Below are 20627 nucleotides of genomic sequence, written 5' to 3'. Positions count from 1 at the left end.
TATATCTACTCATGTGAGGTGAGAGTGCAGTACCGTCGGCGTCAACGGTCCTGTGGTGACGACGGATGCGCCGTCACCACGTGGCTGCTCCCCCGCCCTCCTCACGACCGGAGACACGACATGCCCTTCGAGCAGAAGTACACCGACGAGACGCGCGAGCAGTCGCTCGCCCGCGTCCTGGAGCGCCGCGAGGCGGAGCCCGGCAACCGCGCCATCATCCGTGAGACCGCCGAGCAGTTCGAGGTCGGCGAGCAGTCGCTCCGTGGCTGGATCCGCGCCTGGGAGAAGGCGAACGCCCCCGCGGCGTCCGTCATCGCCGAGGAGGCGGCCGACACCGCCGACGACGGCTCGGCCGTGCGCACCGACGGTGACGCGCAGGAGGAGCCGGCCGCCGCGCCCGCGCCCCGACGCGGTCGTCCGCCCGGCAGCGGCGCCAGCGCCAAGGGCGGCGACGGCGCCGACCAGGCGTCCGCCGATCGCCTCGCGGAGCTCGAGGCCGAGGTCGCCAAGCTCCGTCGCGACCGCGACACGCTCAAGGCCGCCATCGGCGTGCTCGTCGGCGACTGACCGACCCCGGCAGAGCCGGGTGGCCAGGCCGCGGCGAGCGCGGCGGCAGCGGGGGCTGCTGCTGCGCTCGACGCGGCCTCGTGCACGTCGCGACGCGCGTCGCTCGTCGCGCGGCGTCATGTCGCGGCCCCGTGACACGGACGAAACACGCGCTGCCTATGCTGACGCGACGCGGAGCGCGCAGACGCCGCTCCCCGGACGCGAGGAGGACGCCATGGCCGGCAAGTTCATCGTCACGCAGGGCGAGTCGGGCGAGTACCGCTTCGTGCTCACCGCCGCGAACGGCGAGGTGATCGCGACCTCGGAGGGGTACCGGCAGAAGGGGTCCGCGCTCAACGGGATCGACTCCGTGCGCCGGACCGCGGTCGACGCGATCGTCGACGACCGCACCCTGGAGCCCTCGCCGACGCACGCCGACTGACCCGCGCCTCCTGCCCCCGTCTTCGTTCAGGAAGACGAGTCCTGAGCTGCGCGGCGGGGGGAGTGCGCGTCCTGAGTCGTGCACGAGTCAGGAGGACACCCGGGCGAGTTCGTGAGTCAGCCGGGCTCGGCGCCCGTCGCGACGAGGCGGCCGGGGTCGGACGACCACGCGCTCCACGACCCCGGGAACAGCACGGGGTCGTAGCCGACGACCGTGAGCGCGACGGCGGCGTGCGCGGCGGTGACGCCCGAGCCGCAGTAGACCGCGACGGGCTCGCCCGGCCGGACGCCCGCCTCCTCGTACCTCGCCCGCAGCGCGTCCGCATCGAGGAACAGGCCCGAGGCGTCGAGGTTGCCCGCGGTCGGGACGCTCACGGCGCCCGGCACGTGACCGGCCCGCGGGTCGACGGGCTCGACCTCGCCGCGGTAGCGCTCTCCGGCGCGGCTGTCCACGAGGGTGCCGTGCGCCGGGAACGCGGCGGCCTCCTCCGCGTCGATCGTCGGCAGCCGACCCGAGCCGAGGACGACGTCTCCGGGCTCCGGACGCACGTCCCCGGTCTCGACCGTCAGGCCGGCCGCGGTCCACGCTCCGAGCCCGCCGTCGAGCAGCCGCACGTCGGCGAGGCCGGCAGCCCGCAGCAACCACCACGCCCGCGCCGCGGACTGGCCGCCCAGGTCGTCGTAGACCACGACCGGCTCGCCCTCGCGCAGCCCCCAGCTGCGGGCGGACCGCTGCAGGTCGTCGGGCGCGGGCAGGGGGTGACGCCCCTCCGTCGCCGCCAGGCCGTGCCCGGCGAGCTCGGAGCCGAGGTCGACGTAGACGGCCCCCGGCAGGTGGCCCTCGCGGTGCGCCGGCCGGCCGTCGGGACGGTCCAGCCGCCAGCGCACGTCGAGGAGGCGCGGCGGCCGATCGCCCCGGAGCGACCGCTCCAGCTCGGCGACGGAGACGAGGGGGTGCGGCGCGGAGGTGCGGTCGGCGGTGTCGGCGGTGTCCATGCCGCGAGGGTAGCCCCGGGCCTAGGCTCGGGTCGTGCCCGACGCTCCCGCCCCGCAGTCTCCGTGGGAGGCCGCCGCGGGCGAGGCGCTCTCGGGGCTGCACCCGCGCCTCCTGCCGTACTTCCGGGCGATCCCGGCCGGTTCCGTCGGACGCGGCCAGGGCGTCTTCGCCCGGGCGGGCACACCTCGGCGCTGGCTCTGGCCCGTGCTGTGGGTGCTCGGTCGGCAGGGAGTGCTCTTCGCCGCCTGGCAGCACGACGTGCCCTTCACCGTGACCAACCGACCGGACGTCGACGACTCGGGTGCTCCCGTGGTCCGGGCGGTCCGCACGTTCCGCTTCGCGTCGGGCGAGCGCCACATGGTCGACGCCGTCAGCGCGTCGCCGACGGGGCTCGTCGACCACCTGGGGCACCGGAGGCGCTGGTCGGCCGACCTCGTCGCGCACGCCCGCGACGGGGCCCTGTCGATGACGTCGGGCACGATGCGCCTGCGCGTCGGCCGGCGTTCCGTCGCGGTGCCCGCCGCCGTGTCGCCCCGGGTGTCGCTGCGCGAGGAGTTCGACGAGGCCGTCGGTCGACAACGGGTCTCGGTGATCCTCGACGCGCCGCTCGTCGGCCGGATCTACGAGTACACGGGCCACTTCGACTACTCGGTCGAGCCCGACGACACAGGGGGAACAGCATCGTGACCGACCACATCGTCATCGCCGGCGCGTCCGGCTTCATCGGCCAGCACCTCGCCGCCGCCTGGCGCGCCCGCGGCGCGCGCGTCAGCGAGATCGGCCGATCCGGCCCCGACGCCCGCTGGGGCGACACCGCCGCGATCACCCGCCTGCTCGACGGCGCCGACCTGCTCGTCAACCTCGCGGGCAAGAGCGTGAACTGCCGCTACGGCCCGGCGAACCGCGCCGAGATCATGCGGTCCCGGGTCGAGACGACCCGGGAGCTGAGGGAGGCGGTGCTCGCCTGCGCCGCGCCTCCTCGGCTCTGGCTGAACTCGTCGACCGCGACGATCTACCGGCACGCCGAGGACCGCCCGATGACGGAGTCGACGGGCGAGCTCGGGCGGGGCTTCTCCGTCGACGTCGCCACGAGCTGGGAGCGCGAGTTCTTCGAGGGCGAGCTGCCCGGCACGCGCCGTGTCGCCCTGCGGATGGCGATCGTGCTCGGCGACGGCAGCGCCCTGGTGCCGCTGATGGCCCTCGCCCGGGTCGGCCTCGGCGGGCCGCAGCTCGACGGGCCCTGGCCGGCGACGAAGGCGCGGCTCGCGGCCGGCACCCACCACCATCAGGGCGCCGGAGGCGGTCGCCAGAAGTTCAGTTGGATCCACGTCGACGACGTGCTCGGCTCGATCGACTGGCTGCGCGAGCACGACGATGTCGACGGGGTCGTGAACCTGTCGTCGCCGAACCCGAGCGACGACCGGACGATGATGGGGATCGTGCGCCGTGCGGTGGGCATGCCGATCGGGCTCCCCGCGACGCGATGGATGCTCGAGCTCGGCACCGCCGTGCTGCGGACCGAGACCGAGCTCGTGCTCAAGAGCCGCTGGGTCGTGCCCGAGCGACTGGTCGAGGGCGGCTACGAGTTCGTGCACCCGCACCTCGACGAGACCGTGAAGCAGATCGTCGCGGAGCGCCGCCGCCGCTGAGGCCTGGCCGGGGCGGGGCGGGGCGGGGCTTCCTAGCGGAGAAGGGACGTCAGAACCGCGGGCCCACGGCTCTTTCGTCCCTTTCGGTCCGAACCTCCGCTGGCGCCGACGTCAGTCGAGCGGGAGCTTCGCGGAGAGCTCGGCGTCGGACGGCTCCACGAGGTGGCTGCCGTCGGGGAACACGACCACGGGGATCTGCGTACGGCCGCTGATCGCGAACGCGCGGTCAGCCCCGTCGTCGACCGACTCGAGGTCGACGTAGTCGTAGGCCACGCCCTCGCGGTCGAGCAGGGCCTTCGAGCGGCGGCAGTCACGGCACCACTCGGCGCCGAACATGAGGATGCGGTCGGGGGCTGCGTCGGACATGCGCCCATCGTACGCTCGGCCCCCTCGGGGCCCGTCCGAGTCGCTCCTCACCGTGCGCGCGTCCACCGCCCGGGTCAGGCGAGCGGGTCAGGTGAGCAGGTCAGGCGAGCGGCCGCGCCGGCGACGCGGTCTCGGCGCCGCGACCCGTCTCGGCCGTGCGGGACGCGAAGACCTGGCGGAGGCGGACGACGGCGATCTCGACCAGCTGGGCCCCCACCTCCTGCTTCTCGGCCTCGTCGTCGAGCTTGAGCCGACGGTCGAGCTCCTCGACGACCTCGTCGCGGCTGCGGCCGGCCGTGCGGATGACGAAGGCGCGGCCGAAGCGCTCCTCGTACACCGCGCCTCCCTCGGCCAGGGCCTTGACGAGCTGCGGGTCGTCGGTCTCGTGGGAGGCGCGCTCCTCGCGACGCCCGTACTCGTCGGCGCCCGCGTCGCCGGTCGCGGGCTCAGCGACGAGGTCGTGGTGCTCGAGCGCCTGGTCGACCTCGTCGGACGTGAGCGACCCGGCGCGGCGTGCGACGGCGATCAGGGCGTCGACGTCGTCGAACGGCGCCTGACCGGCCACCTCGTCGACCCAGCGAGGCACGGACAGGGCGGTGGCCAGCCGCTCGCGCAGCTCGCCTTCGGGGAGGTCGATCATGCCGTGAACTGTATCCGGCGGAGGCCCGCGCGGCCCCGCGCGGCTGGTGCGGGGCAGGGCCCGGCCCCGGCGCGGCGGCGCGCGTGGCTAGGTTGGGCGCATGCGCATCGCCCTCGCCCAGATCTGGAGCACCCGTGATCCGGCCCGCAACCTCCGTGAGGTCGAGCGGGCAGCCGAGGAGGCGGCAGCCGAGGGAGCCGAGCTGGTCGTGTTCCCCGAGGCGGCCATGACCGCGTTCGGCTCCGACCTCGCCGCGTCGGCCGAGCCGCTCGACGGCCCCTGGGCCTCGGCCGTGCTCGGCCTCGCCGGGCGGCTCGGCGTCACGATCGTCGCCGGCACCTTCACGCCGGGGCAGGAGAACACGGTGCGGAACACCCTCCTCGTGGCCGGCCCGGGCGGCGAGCTGGCCGCGAGCTACGACAAGGTGCACCTCTTCGACGCGTTCGGCCACGCGGAGTCCGACTCGGTGGAGGGCGGCGACGAGGCCGTCACCGTGGCCGTCGGGAGCGGCGACGGGGGCGGCGACGACGCCGGCCGTGGTGCCGTCGTGGGCCTGGCCACCTGCTACGACGTGCGGTTCCCCGCGCTGTTCCTCGCGAACGCCGCGTCGGGCGCCGAGGTCAGCGTCGTCGCCGCGTCGTGGGGCGACGGCCCCGGCAAGGTCGACCAGTGGCAGCTGCTGACCCGTGCGCGCGCCGCCGACAGCACGACCTTCGTCGTGGCCGTCGGGCAGGCCGACCCCGCGGCGGTCGCGGCGGCGGCCAGGGTCTCCGGCGACGCCGAGACCGAGCGCGACGCGACGGCCGCGGCGGCGAGCGCGTCGCCGACCGGCGTCGGGCACAGCCTCGTCGCCTCGCCGTTCGGGGCCGTGGTCGCCGAGCTCGGCGCCGAGCCGGGGCTCCTCGTCGTCGACCTCGACCTGGACGAGGTGGCGGCGGCGCGGCGCACCCTGCCCGTGCTGGCGAACCAGCGCTTCGCGGTCGCGGACCGTCCGCGGGGCTGACGCCGCACCTCCTCGGGGGTGTCGGCGGGCGGGCCTACGGTGGGTCCATGACTCGTTCGCAGCAGCCCCCGTCCGTCGTCGTCGCGATCACGGGCGGCCGCGTGGTGCCCGTCGTGGGCGAGCCGATCGAGGGCGGCACGGTGCTGATCCGCGACGGCGTGGTCGAGGTGGTGGGCGCCGACCCCGACGTCGAGGTGCCCGTGGGCGCCCGGGTCGTCGACGCCACGGGCCGCTGGGTGCTGCCCGGCTTCGTCGAGGCGCACGGCCACGTCGGCATCAGCGAGGAGGCGAACGGGCCCGTCGGCAACGACACCAACGAGATGACCGACCCGAACACCGCCGGGGTGCGGGCGATCGACGCGATCGACATCGACGACGAGGGCTTCCGCGACGCGCTCTCGGGCGGCGTCACGAGCGTCGTCGTCAAGCCCGGCAGCGGCAACGTGATCGGCGGCCGCACGGTCGCGATCAAGACCTGGGGCAGCCGCACGATCGACGAGCAGGTGATCAAGGAGGCCGTGAGCGTCAAGTCCGCGCTCGGCGAGAACCCGAAGCGCGTCTACGGCAGCCGCGACGTGCTGCCCTCCACGCGGCTCGGCGTCGCGTACGTGCTGCGGCAGGCCTTCGAGGACGCCCGCTTCTACGCGGCGTCACGCGCGGCGGCGGCGGTGGGGGGCGAGCCGTTCCGACGCGACCTGCGGCTCGAGACGCTCGCCGACGTGCTCGACGGCACCCTCGTCTGGGACCAGCACGTGCACCGGCACGACGACATCGCGACGGCGATCAGGCTGTCGGAGGAGTTCGGCTACCGCCTCGTCGTCAACCACGGCACCGAGGGCCACAAGCTGGCCGACGTGCTGGCCGAGAAGGGCGTCCCGGTGATCTTCGGGCCGATGCTCACCTCGCGCACCAAGGTCGAGCTGCGCGACCGGGCGATCTCGAACCTCGCCGCCCTGGCCCGCGCCGGAGTGACGGTCGCGATCACCACCGACCACCCGGTGGTGCCCATCAACTTCCTGGTGCACCAGGCGTCGTTCGCCGTGAAGGAGGGGCTCGACCCCGTCGTCGCTCTCGAGGCGCTGACGATCAACCCGGCACGCATGCTCGGGCTCGACGACCGCGTCGGGGCGCTGACGCCCGGGCTCGACGGCGACGTCGTCATCTGGTCGGGCGACCCGCTCGACGTGATGAGCCGTGCGGAGCACGTGCTGATCGGCGGAGTCACCGTGTACGAGTGGGACGCGGCGGCCGGGCGCGGCCGCACCGTCGAGCGGGCGGAGCGCTTCGTCGCTGCCGCTGCAGCTGCAGCCGCCGGACGTGGTGGTCGCACCCGCGGACGGCGCGCCAGCCGGCCATAGGCCTCGGCGGGCGCCTGGCGGCTGGGTGAGGGTACGGCGTCCGGCGTCCGGCGTCCGCCCGCGCCTACGGGGCGTCGGGCGAGTCGACCGTGACCGTCCCCGCGACGATCTCGTCGCGCAGGGCGTCGATCTCGGCGGCGAGGTCGGCGGGCACGCTCGACTCGAGGTCGTGGAACGGCGCGAGGCCGACGCCCTCGTTCTCGAGGGTGCCGACGTACGGCTCGTTCGTGAAGCTGTCGTCGGTCGTCGACACGGCGATCTCCCGCACGGCCTGCTCGGTGTCCTTGAGCACGGAGGTCAGCAGGATCGGGCGGTACGCCTCGGGCAGCGTGTCGTAGCCGTCGTTGTCGACCCAGATGACGCTGACTCCCCCGGCGTCGAGCGCGGCGGAGGCGGCGCCCTCGCCGACCTGGCCGGCGACGGGCATGATCACGTCGGCACCCTGGTCGATCAGCGCCTGGGCGACCTGCTTGCCCTTGTTGACGTCCTCGAAGTCGCCGGTGAACGAGCCGTCGCGGGCGACCGGGTCCCAGCCGATCAGGCGCACGGAGGCGCCGTGCGCGGCGTTGTAGGCCTCGACGCCCTGCGCGAAGCCGTCCATGAAGAGGGTCACGGGCGGCTGGTTGCCGCCGCCGAAGGTGCCCACCGCGCCGGTCTTCGAGACCCCGGCCGCGAGGTAGCCGGCGAGGTACGACGCCTGCGCCGTGTCGAACAGGATCGGCTTGACGTTGTCGCCCTCGACGGTCTCGTCGACGATGGCGAAGTCGACGTCGGGGTTCGCCGCGGCCTGCTCCTGGGTGGCAGCGGCCAGCTCGTAGCCGACGGTCAGGACGAAGCCGCAGCCGGACTCGACGGCCTGGGTCACGTTCGGCGCCAGGTCGGTCTCGGAGGTCGAGACGAGCACCTGGGCGGCGACGCCGTCGGCCTCGGCAGCCTGCAGCCCGGCCCAGCTCGACTGGTTGAACGAGCGGTCCTCGAGGCCGCCGGAGTTGGTCACCATCCGGGCGCAGTGCGTCGAGGCCGTCGCGGCGCCCCCGTCGCCCGACGGTGCCGACGCACACCCGGACAGCAGGACCAGCCCGGCCAGGCCGGCGACGGCGCCGAGGAGGCGCGGACGGGCGGGGCGGGACGCGACGCGGACGGGCACGACAGCACGGACAGACACGACGGATGACCTCCTGGACGGCGAGCGGACGCTGCTCTGCCGATGATCATGGCATCTCGCCCGGGCCGGCACCGGGTCGTGGCCGTGCGGGGGCACAGGCGGTGTCGAATCGTGACCTGGGGAGGAGCGGCGTCAGTCCTCGGGGAGCCCCGCCGCCCGCGCCAGCAGCGCGAGCTGCACCCGGCCGTCGACGCCGAGCTTGTCGTAGGCGTGGCCGAGGTGGGTCTTCACCGTCGCGACGCTGACGTACAGCTCGGCGCCGATCTGCGCGTTCGACCGGCCGCGCACGACCCCGCGCACGACGTCGGCCTCGCGGGCGGTGAGCGAGGCGAGACGGGACCGGGCCTCGTCGGCCGCGGCCGCCGCCTCCTCGGCGCTGCCGTCGACGGCCTGCACGGGGACGGACGCCGTCGCGGCTCCGATCACGCGGTCGAGCACGCTCGGCGACAGGGTCGACCGGCCCTGCGCCGCCGCGAGGACCGCCGCCACCAGCTCGGCCGGCGGCGTGTCCTTGAGCAGGAATCCACGGGCGCCGAGGCGCAGCGCCCCGAGCACCATGTCGTCCGCGTCGAAGGTCGTGAGCACGAGGACGGCGAGGTCGGGTCGACGCGCGAGCTCGCGCTCGGTCGCGGCGAGCCCGTCACGGCGCGGCATGCGGATGTCCATCAGGACGACGTCGGGAACGGTCTCGGCGATGACGTGCTCGGCCTCGACGCCGTCGCCGGCCTCGCCCACCACCTCGACGGACGGCTCGCCGCCGAGGATGAGGCGGAGTCCGGTCCGGACGAGCCTCTCGTCGTCGACGAGGACGACACGCACGGGGGCGCGGACCGGGGCGGAGGTGCGGGTCACCGGGTCCACGGCAGCCTCGCCTCCACGACGTGGCGACCCGCGGACGAGTCGAGGGTCAGGGTGCCGCCGGCGAGACGGGCTCGCTCTGCCAGCCCGTCGAGGCCGTGGCCGCCGCGCAGGACACGCGCACCAGCAGCTGCGGCTGCACCTGCACCTGCGCCTGCACCTGCACCTGCACCTGCACCTGCACCTGCACCTGCACGCAGGGAGCCTGCCGCCGACAGGGCCGGCGACGGCGCCCCGGGACTCGACGGATACGCGGGGACGGCCCCCCTGGACGCAGCCCCGAGGGCGTTCTCCACCCGGACGACGAGCTGGTCCCCGGGACGCCCGTCGAGCGTCACCGTCACCGGCTGCCCGGGGGCGTGCCGGCGGGCGTTCGTCAGGCACTCCTGCACGATGCGGAACGCGTGCCGGCTCGTCGTCGTGGGAGGCGCCTCCTCGGACGGGCCGTCCGCCGCGGCGGGGTCGCCGCGGCCGCCGGTCAGGGCCTCGGGGAGCGACGACTCGAGCCGGACGACCATGCCCGCGGACCGTGCCTCGTCGAGCAGCTCGTCCAGCCCGGCCAGGGTCGGCTGGGGCGGGGCGGCCACCGTGCCGCCGTCGGGACCGGGCTCGCGGAGCACCCCGAGCACGTCCCGCAGCTCGGTCAGCGCCGTCCGCGCGTTCTCCCGGATGACGCCCGCGGTGGCCCGCGTCTCGGCCGGGTCGAGGTCGTCGCGGTACTCGAGGGCCCCGGCGTGCAGGGCGACGAGCGAGAGCCGGTGGGCGAGCACGTCGTGCATCTCGCGGGCGATCCGGGTGCGCTCGTGGTCGCGGGCCTGGGCCAGGCGGAGGTGCTCCTCCTCCTCGACGAGGCGGGCACGCTCGCGCAGGCTGCGCAGCAGCTCACGACGACCGCCGATGTAGAGACCGACGACGACGATCAGTGCCGTGACGACGACGACCGCGACGAGGGTCTGCCAGAGCGGGAGGACCGGCTCGGAACGGAACCACAGCACCTCGCCGAGCACGCTCGCGACGACGAAGGCCAGTGCCACGGGGATGATCTCGGCCGCACGCCGACGGGTCGCGAGCGACACGAGCATGAGCGACGCGGCGCACGACGCGAACGGCGAGATGCCCGCGAGCACGACCGCCACCAGGGTGAGGACGAACGGGGCGCGGTGCCGCAGCGGCAGCATCACGAGCACGGTGAGCCCGACGAGCACGTCGAGGAACACGAAGAGGCCGAAGAGCGGCTCGGCGTCGCGGGCACCGGCCGGGTCGCCGAACCAGACCGCGAGGGACACGACCAGGCCGAAGACGAGAGCGACGAGGAGCCGCCACGTCTCGCCCCAGGCGCGGGCCCAGCCACGGGGTCTGCCGTCGGTCACGGTCTCGGTGCTCATGCTCCGAGGGTACGGAGGGGCCGCCTCCTCGGGGATCGACCGAAGGTCGGAGGTGGCCCCGGCGGCACGAGACCGGGCGCGTCAGCCTGCAGGAAGTCCGTCGATCGCGTTCCTGCATCGTGCACGACTCAGGAACATCGGTCCCCCCGCCGCGAGACGCAGGACCGATGTTCCTGAATGAGGGAGGAGAGGTCAGCCCGTGTTCTGCAGGCCGGCCGCGATGCCGTTGACGGTGAGCAGCAGGAGGCGGTGGTCGGCGTCCGCCGGGTCCTTCTCGACCGAGCGGCGGATGCCCCGCAGCGCCCGCAGCTGCAGCAGCGACAGCGCGTCGACGTAGGGGCTCCGGAGGCGCACCGAACGGCTGAGCACCGGTCGCCCCTCGAGCACGTCGCTCGACCCGCTCGTCGCGAGCACCCACTCGCGGGTCAGCGCCATCTCGGCCAGCACCCTGTCGGCGAGGTCGTCGCGCTCGGCCAGGCCGAGGTAGCGGCGGGCGATGTGGTCGTCGGTCTTCGCCAGCGACAGCTCGACGTTCTTGATCATCGTGCGGAACAGCGGCCAGGCCTCGTAGGCCTCGCGCAGCACCTGCACGTCGCCGACCGCGGCGAGCGCCGAGCCGAGGCCGTACCAGCCGGCGAGGTTGATGCGGGCCTGGGTCCACGCGAAGACCCACGGGATCGCCCGAAGATCCTCGAGCGACTCGACCGAGAGGCCGCGCCGCGCGGGACGCGAGCCGAGCGCGAGCAGGCCCACCTCCTCCATCGGGGTGACCGTGGCGAACCAGGTCGCGAACCCGTCGGCCTTGACCAGGCCGAAGAAGGCGTCGCGCGAGGCCGCGTCCATGGCCGCGGCCAGCGGGGCGAAGCGCTCGGCGGAGGCGGCGTTCGCGGCGGCCGTGGACGGCGTCGACGCGTGCAGGGTCGCGGCGGCCATCTGCTCGATGTGGCGGGCAGCGATCACCTTGTTGCCGTAGTTCGCGAGGATGACCTCGCCCTGCTCGGTGATCTTGAACCGGCCCTCGACCGACCCGGGCGGCTGGGCTCGGACGGCCTCGTGGGCCGGTCCGCCGCCGCGGCCCATCGAGCCGCCGCGGCCGTGGAACAGGGTCAGCTCGATGTCGTTGCTCCGTGCCCACTCGGCGATGCGCGCCTGCGCGTCGTAGAGCGCGAAGGTGGCGCTGACGGGGCCGACGTCCTTCGACGAGTCGGAGTAGCCGAGCATCACCTCGAGCTTTCGGCCGGTCGCGGCGAGACGACGCTGCACCGCGTCGGTCTGCAGGGCCTCGTCGAGGATGCGCGTCGACGCCTCGAGGTCGGCGAACGTCTCGAACAGCGGGATGACGTCGAGCACGGGCGCCGCCTCGGCCGAGCCGAGGGCGAGCTCGGCCAGCTCGACGACGTTCGCGAGGTCGGCCGACGACTGGGTGAACGACACGATGTACCGGGAGGCGGCACGACGCCCGAAACGCTGCTGCAGCGAGGCGACGGTGCGGAACACGTCGAGCACCTCGACGGTCTGCGCGCTCAGCTCGCCGCCGGCGCGCGCCTCCTCCAGGGCGGTGCGGTGCACCTGCGAGTGCTGGCGCACCTCGAGCTCCGCGAGGTGGAAGCCGAAGGTCTCGACCTGCCAGACGAGGTTCTGCAGCTCGCCGTTGGCCGCGCGGTGGGCGCCGGCCGCACGGAGCGACGCCTGGACGGTGCGGAGGTCGGCGAGCAGGTCGTCGGGCCCGGCGTAGGCGAGGCCCTCGACGCCGCGGCGCGTGGCGTCGATCCGCTCGGCGACGAACAGGAGCACTCGGCGGTGGGTCTCGTTGGGCGAGCGGATGCCGATGCGCGAGGCCGTGTCGGGGTCGAGCGCGCGCTGCTGCTCGGCGAGCTCGCGGACGCCGGCGTCGGCCGGGGTGTCGGCCTCGTCGAGGGTCAGGGTGCCGCCGATGCGGCCGGCCGCGCGGTGCAGGCCGAGCAGCACGTGCTCGGACGCGATCTCGGCGGCGGCGCGGGTGACCTCGGCGGTGACGTGCGGGTTGCCGTCGCGGTCGCCGCCGATCCAGCTGCTGAAGCGCATGAAGGCGGGGGCCGCCACCGGCTGACGGCCGGCCGCGTCGCCGTTGAGGCGGTCGTCGAGCACGCGGTAGACGTGCGGCACGACCTCGAAGAGCGTCTGGTCGAAGACGTTCATCGCGGTGCGGACCTCGTCGAGCGGGGTCGGGCGCGTGGTGCGGAGCGGCGAGGTGCGCCACAGCACGTCGATCTCCTCGAGGAGGCGGCGCTCGGTCTCGAGCAGGTCGGCCGTGCTCTGCGCGGCGTCGCGCTCGTCGAGCAGGTCGCTGATGCGGCGGATGGTGCTCGCGACCGCACGGCGGCGGGCCTCGGTGGGGTGCGCGGTGAAGACGGGCTGGAACCGCAGCGCCTGCAGACGTGCCGACGCCTCCTCGGCCCCCAGCTCGTCGACGAGCCGCTCGACCGCGGCGGGCAGCGAGTCGGCGCGCTCGCGGCGTCGGCGCAGCACGCGCACCCGGTGGTGCTCCTCGGCGAGGTTGGAGAGGTGGAAGTACACGGTGAAGGCCCGGGCGACCTGCTCGGCGCGCTCCTGGTCGAGCTCGGCGACGATCTCGCCGGCGCGGTCGACCGGCTCGGCGGAGTCCGTCTTGCCGGCGTGGCCCGCGGTCGCGTCCTCGTAGGCAGAGATGACGGCGGCGCGCAGGCGCTCGACGTCGGCCAGGAGGTCGGGGCCGCCGGCCTCGGTGAGCACGCGCCCGAGCAGGCTGCCCAGGAAGCTCACGTCGGCGCGCAGGTCGGTGTCGACCGCCCCCCGGACGTCGTCTCGGCTGGCTCCGTCGGGTCGCTTCACGGTGTCGGTGTCGGTCACGGGACCATCATGGACGAACTCGGGGGCAGATGACGCCGTGTGCCGAGAAGACAGCGCGAGGCGGACGGCTGCGAGTATGGCCGGGTGACCGACGAGCCCCGCCCCCGCACCCGTACCCGTACCCGTCGCCGCCCCGACGTGACCGAGCTCGACCTGGTCGGCGGCCCCGAGGCGATCGCCGTCACGCTGCACGACCCCGACCCGAGGTGGCCCGAGCTCTACCGCGAGCACGAGCGGCGCATCGTCGCGGCCCTCGCGACGACGGGGACGCAGGCCGACGTGGAGCACATCGGCTCGACCTCCGTGCCCGGCCTGGCCGCGAAGCCGATCGTCGACCTCGTCGTCGCGGTCGACGACGTCACCGCCGAGGAGGACTGGCTCGAGCCCCTGCTGGCCGCCGGCTACGTGCTCCGCGTGCGCGAGCCGGGGCACCGGCTGGTGCGCACCCCGGAGCGGGACGTGCACGTGCACGTCTACGACCGCGGGGCTCCTGCGGTGGCCGAGTACCTCCTCCTTCGCGACCACCTGCGCCGTGACGACGACGACCGCGCCCTCTACGAACGGACGAAGCGCGACCTGCTCGCCCGCAGCTGGGACGACATGAACGACTACGCCGACGCCAAGACCGAGGTCATCTCGGCGATCAAGGGCCGGGCGAGGGAGGCGCGCGAGGGCTGACGGGGGCGGCTCCCGCAGCTACGCTGCCGCCATGGACCGCAACGGCCGCATCTTCGAGACCGCGTTCGCCGACGTCTACCCGCTCTACGTCGCGAAGGCCGAACGCAAGGGGCACACGCGGGCCGAGGTCGACACGGTGGTCTCGTGGCTGACCGGCTACGACGACACGCGGCTCGCCGAGCACCTGGCGGCACGGACGTCGTTCCGTGACTTCTTCGCGGCGGCCGAGCTGAACCCGCGGGCGTCGCTCGTGACCGGGGTGATCTGCGGCGTCCGCATCGAGGAGCTCGACGACGAGCTGATGCAGCAGATCCGGCGGCTCGACAAGCTCGTCGACGAGGTCGCACGCGGGCGCGCCATGTCGAAGGTGCTGCGCGAGGGCTGACCTCGCCGGCGGCGATCCCTAGCCGAGGCCGCCCGTCGTGAGCCGGCGCAGCGCCGCCCACTGCAGCAGCATGATCGTCTTGCCGTCGACGATGCGGCCGTCGTCGACCATGGCCAGCGCCTCGGCGAAGGGCAGCTCGAGCACCTCGATCTCCTCGCCCTCGTCGGCCACTCTGGCGGGTCAGCAGGACTCCCGGAAGCGGCGGACGGCCAGCCCGAGCCGGTTGACTGGACGGCATGAAGACGCTCATCGTCACCGCCCACCCTGACCCCGAGTCGCTCACCGCAGGCATAGCCGAGCTGGTGCGGGCGGCGCTGGAGCCCGGCGAGGTCGAGATCGCCGATCTCGCCGCCGAGGGCTTCGACCCGCGGTTCGGCGCCGCCGACAGGCACAGTTACCGGGTGGGGGGCGAGTTCCCCGCCGACGTCGCAGCCGAGCACCGCCGTCTCGACGCCGCCGACCACCTCGTGCTCGTCCTCCCCGTCTGGTGGTGGTCGATGCCGGCCCTGCTCAAGGGCTGGATCGACCGGGTGTTCGTGAACGGCTGGGCGTTCGACGTGGGCGGGCCGGAGGGGGAGGGCGGGATGCGACGCAACCTCGGCAGGCTCACGGTCCACCTCCTCCTCGTGGCCGGGGACGACGCCGGGAGCTACGAGAAGCACGGCTACGAGCAGGCGCTCGAGACGCAGGTCGGCCACGGGATCGTCGACTACGTGGGCGCCCGACGCGGCGCCACGGCGTGGGTGCACGACTCCGAGCGCGACGACGACGCGGGTCGGCGGAAGGCCGTCGAGGAGGCGGTGGCCCAGGTCGCTGCGGCTGTCCGGGGCGCCTGAGGCACCCCCGGTCGTTCCTCCGAGCGAACTCCGAGCCTGATCTGAGCGATCTCCGAGCTATGAGCCGTGACGCCGTCCTACCATCGAGTCACCGAGTTGAGCCACACCGACTCAACTCTCCACGAGACAGTGAATCCGTCACGGAAGGGGACTCTTCATCATGGCAATGACCTTCGATCCTTTCACCGAGCTCGACCGCCTCGCCGGCAGCCTGCTCGCGACGCGGCAGGGCCCGCGGCAGATGCCCGTCGACCTGTACCGCGACGGCGACCGCTACGTGCTCTCCGCCGACATGCCGGGCGTCGACCCGGGCAGCGTCGACGTCGACGTGGACGGCCAGGTGCTCACCGTCAAGGCCCAGCGGACGGCCGACGCCCGCACCGGCGCGCAGTGGCTGGCGAAGGAGCGCCCGCACGGCTCGTACCTCCGTCAGTTCAGCCTCGGCGAGGGAGTCGACGCGAGCGGCATCTCGGCCCACTACGACGCCGGCGTCCTCTCGATCGTCATCCCGGTGACGCAGAAGGCCGCCCCGCGCCGGATCGAGGTGACGACCAGCCCGGCCACGGCCGTCGAGACGGGCTCCGGGTCCGGCGCCGGCACGACGCAGGCCGGGTCCGAGTCGACTCGCGCCGATGCCGACGCGGCGTCGACGAGTGCGTAGGAGGCGCGGGTGAGCACGTTCGCGCTGCAGGCGCTCGCCGAGACCGTCGGTGAGCACCGGGCCTACTGGGACCCGACGGCGGACGACGACGACTGACCCGTCTCGCGCCTCGACCTCGAGCACCCCGTAGTGGACCGTGCACCCCGTCGTTCCGGGGTGCATCGTCCACTACGGGGTGCTTCGCGCTGGCGACGACGGCGACGGCGCGCGCCGCCGCAGGTCAGCGCCTTGGGACCCGCTCGTCGCCGCCGACGATCGTCCGCACGGTGTCGGTCGAGATGCGGTCGTCGCGCGCCGGTCCCGTGGTCTCGGCCGCCGCCTCCTCGGCACCGGCCCCCGTGGCGGCCGCGCGTGCCGCGTCGCCGTGGCCGTCGGCGCTCATCGTCGACTCGTCGAAGGGCGACCGGCCGCCGAGCACGCGCTCGACCTGGTCCGTGTCGACCTCGCGGGTCCAGGTGCCGACGAGCAGCGTCGCGACCGCGTTGCCGGTGAAGTTCGTCAGGGCGCGGGCCTCCGACATGAAGCGGTCGATGCCGACGATCACGCCGACGCCGTCGACCAGGTCGGGCCGGTGCGCCTGCAGCCCTCCGGCGAGGGTGGCGATGCCGGCGCCGGTGACGCCTGCGGCGCCCTTCGAGGCGATCATCATGAAGAGCAGCAGCGAGAGCTGCTCCCCCACGCTCAGCGGCGTGCCCATCGCGTTGGCGATGAACAGCGACGCCATCGTCAGGTAGATCGCGGTGCCGTCGAGGTTGAACGAGTAGCCGGTGGGCACCGTGATGCCGACGACGGGCTTCGAGACGCCGAGGTGCTCCATCTTCGCGATCAGGCGGGGCAGGGCCACCTCGCTCGACGAGGTCGACACGATCAGCAGGTACTCGCGGCCGAGGTAGCGCATCACCCGGAAGATGTTGATGCCCGTGACGAGCTTTAGCACCGTGCCGAGCACGCCCGCGACGAACACGATGCAGGTGACGTAGAACGCGACCATCAGGGTCGCCAAGGCGACGATCGCCGCGACGCCGGTCTCTCCGACGACGGCCGCGATGGCGCCGAACGCGCCGATCGGGGCGACCCACATGATCATCGCGAGGATGCGGAACACCAGCACCTGCAGGTTGCGGACCCCCTCGAGGATCGTCGCGCCGCGCGCGCCCATCCGCTGAAGCGCGAAGCCGACGAGCAAGGCGACGAAGAGCGTCTGCAGGATCGAGCCGCTGGTCAGCGACGACACGAGGGTCTCGGGGATGATGCCGAGCAGGAAGCCGGCGGTGCCGCCCGCCTCCTCGCTCGCGGGGGCCTCGTAGCCGGTGCTGCCGACCATCAGGCCCTCGCCGGGGTGGATCAGGTTGCCGACGACGAGGCCGATCGCCAGGGCGAAGGTCGACATCGCGATGAAGTAGCCGAGCGCGAGCCCGCCGACCTTGCCGACCGTCGCCGCCTTCGCGATCGAGCCGACGCCGAGCACGATCGTGCAGAAGATCACCGGCGCGATCATCATCGAGATCAGCGAGACGAACGCGGTGCCGATCGGCTTCAGCTGCACCGCGACGTCGGGCGCCGTCAGGCCGACGAGGATGCCGGCCCCTACCGCGACGATCACGGCGATGTAGAGCCAGTGCGACTTCTCGATCCGCCGGAGGCGCGAGAGGGGCGAACGGTGGATCGTGTCGTCTCGGGGGGAGGGCGTCGTTGCCATCGGTGGTCCTCGTGCTCGTGACCGGGACGACGTCGTCGCCGGTCGGCGGGTGGATCGGGCCAGCATGACCTCGGTGCGCTCGCCGCACGAGCTTGCGTTCATAGTGTTCGCGGCGGACTCGGACGTGTCCGCGGCGGTCGCTAGGGTGGCGCCATGACCGACGACGACGTCACCACGAAGACCGTCCAGCTGCGCCGCTACGAGCTCGCCCCCGGGGTGCTCGACGACTTCGTCGCCTGGTTCACCTCCCGGCTCGTGCCGGCCCGCACCTCCTCGGGCTTCACGATCGAGTTCGCGTACGCCGACCGCGACGTCGACGAGTTCACCTGGGCCGTCAGCGCTCCCGGCGACGCCGAGGCGTTCCTCGCGCTCGAGGCCGAGTACCTGGCGTCCGAGGCGCGAGCCGCGGCGTTCGCCGGGGAGCCGACGCGCGTCGCCGTCTCGCACGTGCGGCTGGTCGAGCCCGTCCTCTAGGCGACCGGACCGTCCGGCAGTCCGATGCGCCGCGCCAGCATCGCCACCCGCCTGTTCGCCCTGCAGGTCGTCGGCGTCGTCGTGCTCGCCCTCGTCGCCGGGGGGTGGCAGTGGACGAGCGCGCGCACCGACACCGAGCGCGCGGCCGCTGCCCGCTGCACCGCCCTCGCGACCTCGATCGCCGACAACCCGTTCGTGCTCGAGGCCCTCGACACGGACGACCCGTCCGCCGTGCTCGAGCCGTACGCGCTCGACCTGATGCGCGACACCGACACCGACTTCGTGACCGTGATGACGCCCGACCGCACCCGCCTCACGCATCCCGACCCCGCCGAGATCGGGCGGCCGTTCATCGGCACGATCGCCCCCGCGCTCGCCGGGCGGTCGTTCACCGAGACGTACTCGGGCACCCTCGGGCCCTCGGTCCGCGCCGTCGTGCCCGTGCTCGACGACGCGGGGGACGTCGTCGCCCTCGTGGCCGCGGGCGTGACGGTCGACAGCGTCTCCGCGGCGCTCGGCCACCGCCTCCCCCTGCTCGTCGGCGGGGCCCTCGCGACCGTCGCCCTCGGGGCGCTGGCGGCGTGGCTGCTCAGCCGCCACCTCCGGCGGGTCACCCGCGGTCTCGGCGCCGAGGAGCTGGGCCGGGTCAGCGACCACCACGAGGCGGTGCTGCACTCGGTCGGCGAGGGGCTCGTGCTCGTCGACGAGCAGGGGCGGATCACGCTCGCGAACGACCACGCGGCGCTCCTGCTCGGGCTGCCGTCGCTCGTCGACGACGTCGGGCGGCGTCCCGTGCCGGTCTCCGAGCTCGCGCTGCCGACGTCGTTGGCCGCGCTGCTCGCCGGGGGCGACGAGGCGCAGGACGAGGTGCACGTCGCCGACGACCGCGTGCTCGTCGTGAACCAGCGGGTGGCGGCGGCGCCGGCCGCAGGGGCAGGCGGCGGGCGGGTCGCGGTCGGGCGTGGCGCGATGGGGCGGGGAGCAGTCGGGGGCCGAGGAGGCGCGGGTCGCGCCCTCGGGACGGTCACCACCCTGCGCGACCACACCGAGCTTCGGCAGCTCACCGACGAGCTCCGGACGATGAGCACCCTCTCGGCGGCCCTGCGCTCCCAGACCCACGAGTTCGCGAACCGGCTGCACACGATCGTCGCCCTGATCGAGCTGGGCCGTGCCGACGACGCGCTCCGCTTCGCCTCGGACGAGCTGGACCTCGGCCAGGTGCTCGCCGACCAGGTCGTGGCCGCCGTCGACGAGCCGGTGCTCGCGGCGCTGCTGCTCGGCAAGAGCGCCCAGGCGCGGGAGCGAGCCGTCGAGCTCGAGCTGCACGTCTCGCCCGGCTTCGGCACGCCTCGGGTGCCCGTTCGCGACCTCGTGACGGTGCTCGGCAACCTCGTGGACAACGCGCTCGACGCGGCGGCGCCGCGCTGGGCGGACGCGGGGGCGGGTACCGAGGCCGACGTGGAGGCGGACACCTCGAACCGCGTTCCGAACCATGAACCGCGAAAGAACGCAGTTCATGGTTCGGAACGCGGTTCATCCCGCACCGCGACCGTGAGCGTCGTGCTCGCGCGGCCGGCACCGGGCGTCGTGCGGATCGCCGTCTCCGACAGCGGACCCGGGCTGCCCGAGGGGCGAGACGTCTTCGCGCGCGGCGTCAGCACCAAGCCCGGGGGCGCCGAGGGGCGCGGCATCGGCCTCGCGCTCGTGGCCCAGGTCGCGCGGCGGGCGGGCGGCACCGTCGACGCCCGCTCGACGGTGCACGGGACCACGATCACGGTCGACCTGCCCGACGACGAGGAGGCGGTGGTGCGGTCGTGACCGACGCCTCCTCGTCCCGGCCCCTGCCCCCGACGACGCCCCCGGTGCGCGTGCTCGTCGTCGACGACGAGCCGCTCACGGCCGAGGCTCACGGCGCGTACGTCACGCGGCTCGACGGGTTCGAGCTGGTCGGCGTGGTGCACGACGGCCGGTCCGCGCTCGACAGGCTGCGACAGCCGGGCGTGGACCTCGTGCTGCTCGACCTGACCCTGCCCGACATCCACGGGATCCAGCTCTGCCGAGCACTGAGGGCCGCCGGCTCGACGGTCGACGTCGTCGCGATCACAGCGGTGCGCGACGTCGCGGTCGTCAAGAGCGCGGTGTCGCTCGGGATCGTGCAGTACCTGATCAAGCCGTTCGGCTTCGCGACCTTCGCGGAGCGGCTCACCGGCTACCTCGCGTTCCGCCGCGGGCTCGACCAGGGCGAGGGGCAGGTCACCCAGACCGAGGTCGACGCGAGCCTCGCGACGCTGCGCACGACCGCCGCCCCCTCGCTCGCGAAGGGGATCGCCCCGGAGACGCTCGCCGCCGTCGTCGAGGCGCTGCGGACCGCGTCGGACCCGGCGGTCCGCGCGTCTCCTGCTCTCGACGACGAGCAGGGGCAGCCCCGAGGAGGCGCGCTGTCGGCCGGCGAGGTCGCCGCGGCCGTCGCCGTCTCCCGCGTCACGGCCCGTCGCTACCTCGAGCACCTCGCCGACGCGGGCCAGGTCGACCGGGTGCCCCGGTACGGCGCGCCGGGCCGTCCCGAGCACGAGTACCGCTGGCGCTGAGCCGGCGGCCGACTCCGATTCAGGGTGGGG

Annotated in this window: 22 protein-coding genes; 13 read left to right on the top strand and 9 right to left on the bottom strand. The window is 74.0% G+C overall.

Annotated features, from left to right (window positions below; translation table 11 throughout):
• Nucleotides 1-120: 120 nt before the first annotated feature.
• Nucleotides 121-567, top strand: a complete 447-nt coding sequence (locus EDF20_RS08915) for a hypothetical protein (RefSeq protein WP_123547975.1) — start codon at nucleotides 121-123, stop codon at nucleotides 565-567.
• 214 nt (nucleotides 568-781) lie between these two features.
• A complete protein-coding gene (locus EDF20_RS08910) occupies nucleotides 782-988 on the top strand; it encodes a DUF1508 domain-containing protein (RefSeq protein WP_123547974.1) in 207 nt (68 codons plus the stop codon).
• Between the two features lie 116 nt (nucleotides 989-1104).
• Here the strand turns inward: EDF20_RS08910 and EDF20_RS08905 are convergent, their stop codons facing one another.
• Nucleotides 1105-1983, bottom strand: coding sequence for a sulfurtransferase (locus tag EDF20_RS08905; RefSeq protein WP_133738415.1), 879 nt, complete (start codon nucleotides 1981-1983; stop codon nucleotides 1105-1107).
• A gap of 34 nt (nucleotides 1984-2017) precedes the next feature.
• Between EDF20_RS08905 and EDF20_RS08900 the strand changes: the two genes are divergently transcribed.
• Both EDF20_RS08900 and EDF20_RS08895 read left to right on the top strand, forming a co-directional pair.
• On the top strand, nucleotides 2018-2671 hold the full coding sequence (locus EDF20_RS08900; protein WP_133738414.1) for a DUF4166 domain-containing protein: 654 nt from the start codon (nucleotides 2018-2020) through the stop codon (nucleotides 2669-2671).
• A complete protein-coding gene (locus EDF20_RS08895; RefSeq protein WP_133738413.1) occupies nucleotides 2668-3633 on the top strand; it encodes a DUF1731 domain-containing protein in 966 nt (321 codons plus the stop codon). The genes EDF20_RS08900 and EDF20_RS08895 overlap by 4 nt, the downstream gene beginning before the upstream one ends.
• A 111-nt stretch (nucleotides 3634-3744) precedes the next feature.
• On the opposite strand, the gene EDF20_RS08890 is transcribed toward EDF20_RS08895, so the two are convergent.
• Together EDF20_RS08890 and EDF20_RS08885 are read right to left on the bottom strand one after the other, a co-directional pair.
• Nucleotides 3745-3999, bottom strand: a complete 255-nt coding sequence (locus EDF20_RS08890) for a glutaredoxin domain-containing protein (protein WP_123547970.1) — start codon at nucleotides 3997-3999, stop codon at nucleotides 3745-3747.
• A gap of 100 nt (nucleotides 4000-4099) precedes the next feature.
• On the bottom strand, nucleotides 4100-4639 hold the full coding sequence (locus EDF20_RS08885) for a 2-oxo-4-hydroxy-4-carboxy-5-ureidoimidazoline decarboxylase (RefSeq protein WP_123547969.1): 540 nt from the start codon (nucleotides 4637-4639) through the stop codon (nucleotides 4100-4102).
• A gap of 100 nt (nucleotides 4640-4739) precedes the next feature.
• Between EDF20_RS08885 and EDF20_RS08880 the strand changes: the two genes are divergently transcribed.
• Both EDF20_RS08880 and EDF20_RS08875 read left to right on the top strand, forming a co-directional pair.
• Entirely contained in the window at nucleotides 4740-5642 is a 903-nt protein-coding gene (locus EDF20_RS08880) for a carbon-nitrogen hydrolase family protein (RefSeq protein ID WP_133738412.1), read from the top strand.
• Between the two features lie 47 nt (nucleotides 5643-5689).
• Nucleotides 5690-7000: an amidohydrolase gene (locus EDF20_RS08875; protein ID WP_133738411.1), complete on the top strand. Its 1311-nt coding sequence runs from the start codon at nucleotides 5690-5692 to the stop codon at nucleotides 6998-7000.
• 64 nt (nucleotides 7001-7064) lie between these two features.
• On the opposite strand, the gene EDF20_RS08870 is transcribed toward EDF20_RS08875, so the two are convergent.
• From EDF20_RS08870 to EDF20_RS08855, 4 genes are all read right to left on the bottom strand, one after another.
• Nucleotides 7065-8165, bottom strand: coding sequence for a BMP family ABC transporter substrate-binding protein (locus EDF20_RS08870; protein WP_347876497.1), 1101 nt, complete (start codon nucleotides 8163-8165; stop codon nucleotides 7065-7067).
• 132 nt (nucleotides 8166-8297) lie between these two features.
• Nucleotides 8298-9017 carry a response regulator transcription factor gene (locus EDF20_RS08865; RefSeq protein WP_166644785.1) on the bottom strand — a complete coding sequence of 240 codons (720 nt, stop codon included), beginning with the start codon at nucleotides 9015-9017 and terminating at the stop codon, nucleotides 8298-8300.
• Entirely contained in the window at nucleotides 9014-10408 is a 1395-nt protein-coding gene (locus EDF20_RS08860; RefSeq protein ID WP_133738410.1) for a histidine kinase, read from the bottom strand. The genes EDF20_RS08865 and EDF20_RS08860 overlap by 4 nt, the downstream gene beginning before the upstream one ends.
• A 192-nt stretch (nucleotides 10409-10600) precedes the next feature.
• Entirely contained in the window at nucleotides 10601-13258 is a 2658-nt protein-coding gene (locus EDF20_RS08855) for a phosphoenolpyruvate carboxylase (protein WP_243833457.1), read from the bottom strand.
• A gap of 102 nt (nucleotides 13259-13360) precedes the next feature.
• Here EDF20_RS08855 and EDF20_RS08850 point away from each other — a divergent pair, with 102 nt between their 5' ends.
• Nucleotides 13361-13954 (top strand): GrpB family protein, encoded by a 594-nt coding sequence (locus tag EDF20_RS08850; protein WP_133738408.1) that lies wholly within the window; start codon nucleotides 13361-13363, stop codon nucleotides 13952-13954.
• Between the two features lie 31 nt (nucleotides 13955-13985).
• Complete coding sequence (locus EDF20_RS08845; RefSeq protein WP_133738407.1) at nucleotides 13986-14339, top strand: DUF2200 domain-containing protein; 354 nt, start codon at nucleotides 13986-13988, stop codon at nucleotides 14337-14339.
• A gap of 18 nt (nucleotides 14340-14357) precedes the next feature.
• Here the strand turns inward: EDF20_RS08845 and EDF20_RS15695 are convergent, their stop codons facing one another.
• On the bottom strand, nucleotides 14358-14510 hold the full coding sequence (locus EDF20_RS15695; RefSeq protein ID WP_199732426.1) for a hypothetical protein: 153 nt from the start codon (nucleotides 14508-14510) through the stop codon (nucleotides 14358-14360).
• A gap of 65 nt (nucleotides 14511-14575) precedes the next feature.
• On the opposite strand from EDF20_RS15695, the gene EDF20_RS08840 reads away from it, so the two are divergent.
• Together EDF20_RS08840 and EDF20_RS08835 are read left to right on the top strand one after the other, a co-directional pair.
• Entirely contained in the window at nucleotides 14576-15175 is a 600-nt protein-coding gene (locus tag EDF20_RS08840) for an NAD(P)H-dependent oxidoreductase (protein WP_123547961.1), read from the top strand.
• A gap of 166 nt (nucleotides 15176-15341) precedes the next feature.
• A complete protein-coding gene (locus EDF20_RS08835) occupies nucleotides 15342-15836 on the top strand; it encodes an Hsp20/alpha crystallin family protein (protein WP_233569109.1) in 495 nt (164 codons plus the stop codon).
• A 220-nt stretch (nucleotides 15837-16056) separates the two neighbouring features.
• On the opposite strand, the gene EDF20_RS08830 is transcribed toward EDF20_RS08835, so the two are convergent.
• The gene (locus EDF20_RS08830) at nucleotides 16057-17535 is read right to left on the bottom strand and encodes a cation:dicarboxylase symporter family transporter (protein WP_133738406.1); all 1479 of its coding nucleotides are present in this window, start codon (nucleotides 17533-17535) and stop codon (nucleotides 16057-16059) included.
• A 153-nt stretch (nucleotides 17536-17688) separates the two neighbouring features.
• On the opposite strand from EDF20_RS08830, the gene EDF20_RS08825 reads away from it, so the two are divergent.
• From EDF20_RS08825 to EDF20_RS08815, 3 genes are read left to right on the top strand one after another with little or no spacing between them, the layout of a single operon-like run.
• Nucleotides 17689-18009 (top strand): hypothetical protein, encoded by a 321-nt coding sequence (locus EDF20_RS08825; protein ID WP_123547958.1) that lies wholly within the window; start codon nucleotides 17689-17691, stop codon nucleotides 18007-18009.
• Nucleotides 18010-18033: 24 nt separating this feature from the next.
• Nucleotides 18034-19827: an ATP-binding protein gene (locus tag EDF20_RS08820; protein ID WP_133738405.1), complete on the top strand. Its 1794-nt coding sequence runs from the start codon at nucleotides 18034-18036 to the stop codon at nucleotides 19825-19827.
• On the top strand, nucleotides 19824-20597 hold the full coding sequence (locus EDF20_RS08815; protein ID WP_233569108.1) for a response regulator: 774 nt from the start codon (nucleotides 19824-19826) through the stop codon (nucleotides 20595-20597). Before EDF20_RS08820 ends, EDF20_RS08815 begins: the two co-directional genes overlap by 4 nt.
• The last annotated feature ends 30 nt before the right edge of the window (nucleotides 20598-20627 follow it).

The sequence above is a fragment of the Frigoribacterium sp. PhB116 genome (assembly GCF_004364285.1).
In the GTDB taxonomy this organism is placed as follows: domain Bacteria; phylum Actinomycetota; class Actinomycetes; order Actinomycetales; family Microbacteriaceae; genus Frigoribacterium.
This window is presented reverse-complemented; position numbering and strand designations above follow the sequence as displayed.

Coding starts and splice junctions, on each gene's coding strand:
- EDF20_RS08840 (WP_123547961.1), top strand. CDS start 14,576: ATGAAGACGCTCATCGTCACCGCCCACCCTGACCCCGAGTCGCTCACC.
- EDF20_RS08910 (WP_123547974.1), top strand. CDS start 782: ATGGCCGGCAAGTTCATCGTCACGCAGGGCGAGTCGGGCGAGTACCGC.
- EDF20_RS08915 (WP_123547975.1), top strand. CDS start 121: ATGCCCTTCGAGCAGAAGTACACCGACGAGACGCGCGAGCAGTCGCTC.
- EDF20_RS08845 (WP_133738407.1), top strand. CDS start 13,986: ATGGACCGCAACGGCCGCATCTTCGAGACCGCGTTCGCCGACGTCTAC.
- EDF20_RS08885 (WP_123547969.1), bottom strand. CDS start 4,639: ATGATCGACCTCCCCGAAGGCGAGCTGCGCGAGCGGCTGGCCACCGCC.
- EDF20_RS08825 (WP_123547958.1), top strand. CDS start 17,689: ATGACCGACGACGACGTCACCACGAAGACCGTCCAGCTGCGCCGCTAC.
- EDF20_RS08875 (WP_133738411.1), top strand. CDS start 5,690: ATGACTCGTTCGCAGCAGCCCCCGTCCGTCGTCGTCGCGATCACGGGC.
- EDF20_RS08835 (WP_233569109.1), top strand. CDS start 15,342: ATGACCTTCGATCCTTTCACCGAGCTCGACCGCCTCGCCGGCAGCCTG.
- EDF20_RS08820 (WP_133738405.1), top strand. CDS start 18,034: ATGCGCCGCGCCAGCATCGCCACCCGCCTGTTCGCCCTGCAGGTCGTC.
- EDF20_RS08880 (WP_133738412.1), top strand. CDS start 4,740: ATGCGCATCGCCCTCGCCCAGATCTGGAGCACCCGTGATCCGGCCCGC.
- EDF20_RS08860 (WP_133738410.1), bottom strand. CDS start 10,408: ATGAGCACCGAGACCGTGACCGACGGCAGACCCCGTGGCTGGGCCCGC.
- EDF20_RS08890 (WP_123547970.1), bottom strand. CDS start 3,999: ATGTCCGACGCAGCCCCCGACCGCATCCTCATGTTCGGCGCCGAGTGG.
- EDF20_RS08905 (WP_133738415.1), bottom strand. CDS start 1,983: ATGGACACCGCCGACACCGCCGACCGCACCTCCGCGCCGCACCCCCTC.
- EDF20_RS08830 (WP_133738406.1), bottom strand. CDS start 17,535: ATGGCAACGACGCCCTCCCCCCGAGACGACACGATCCACCGTTCGCCC.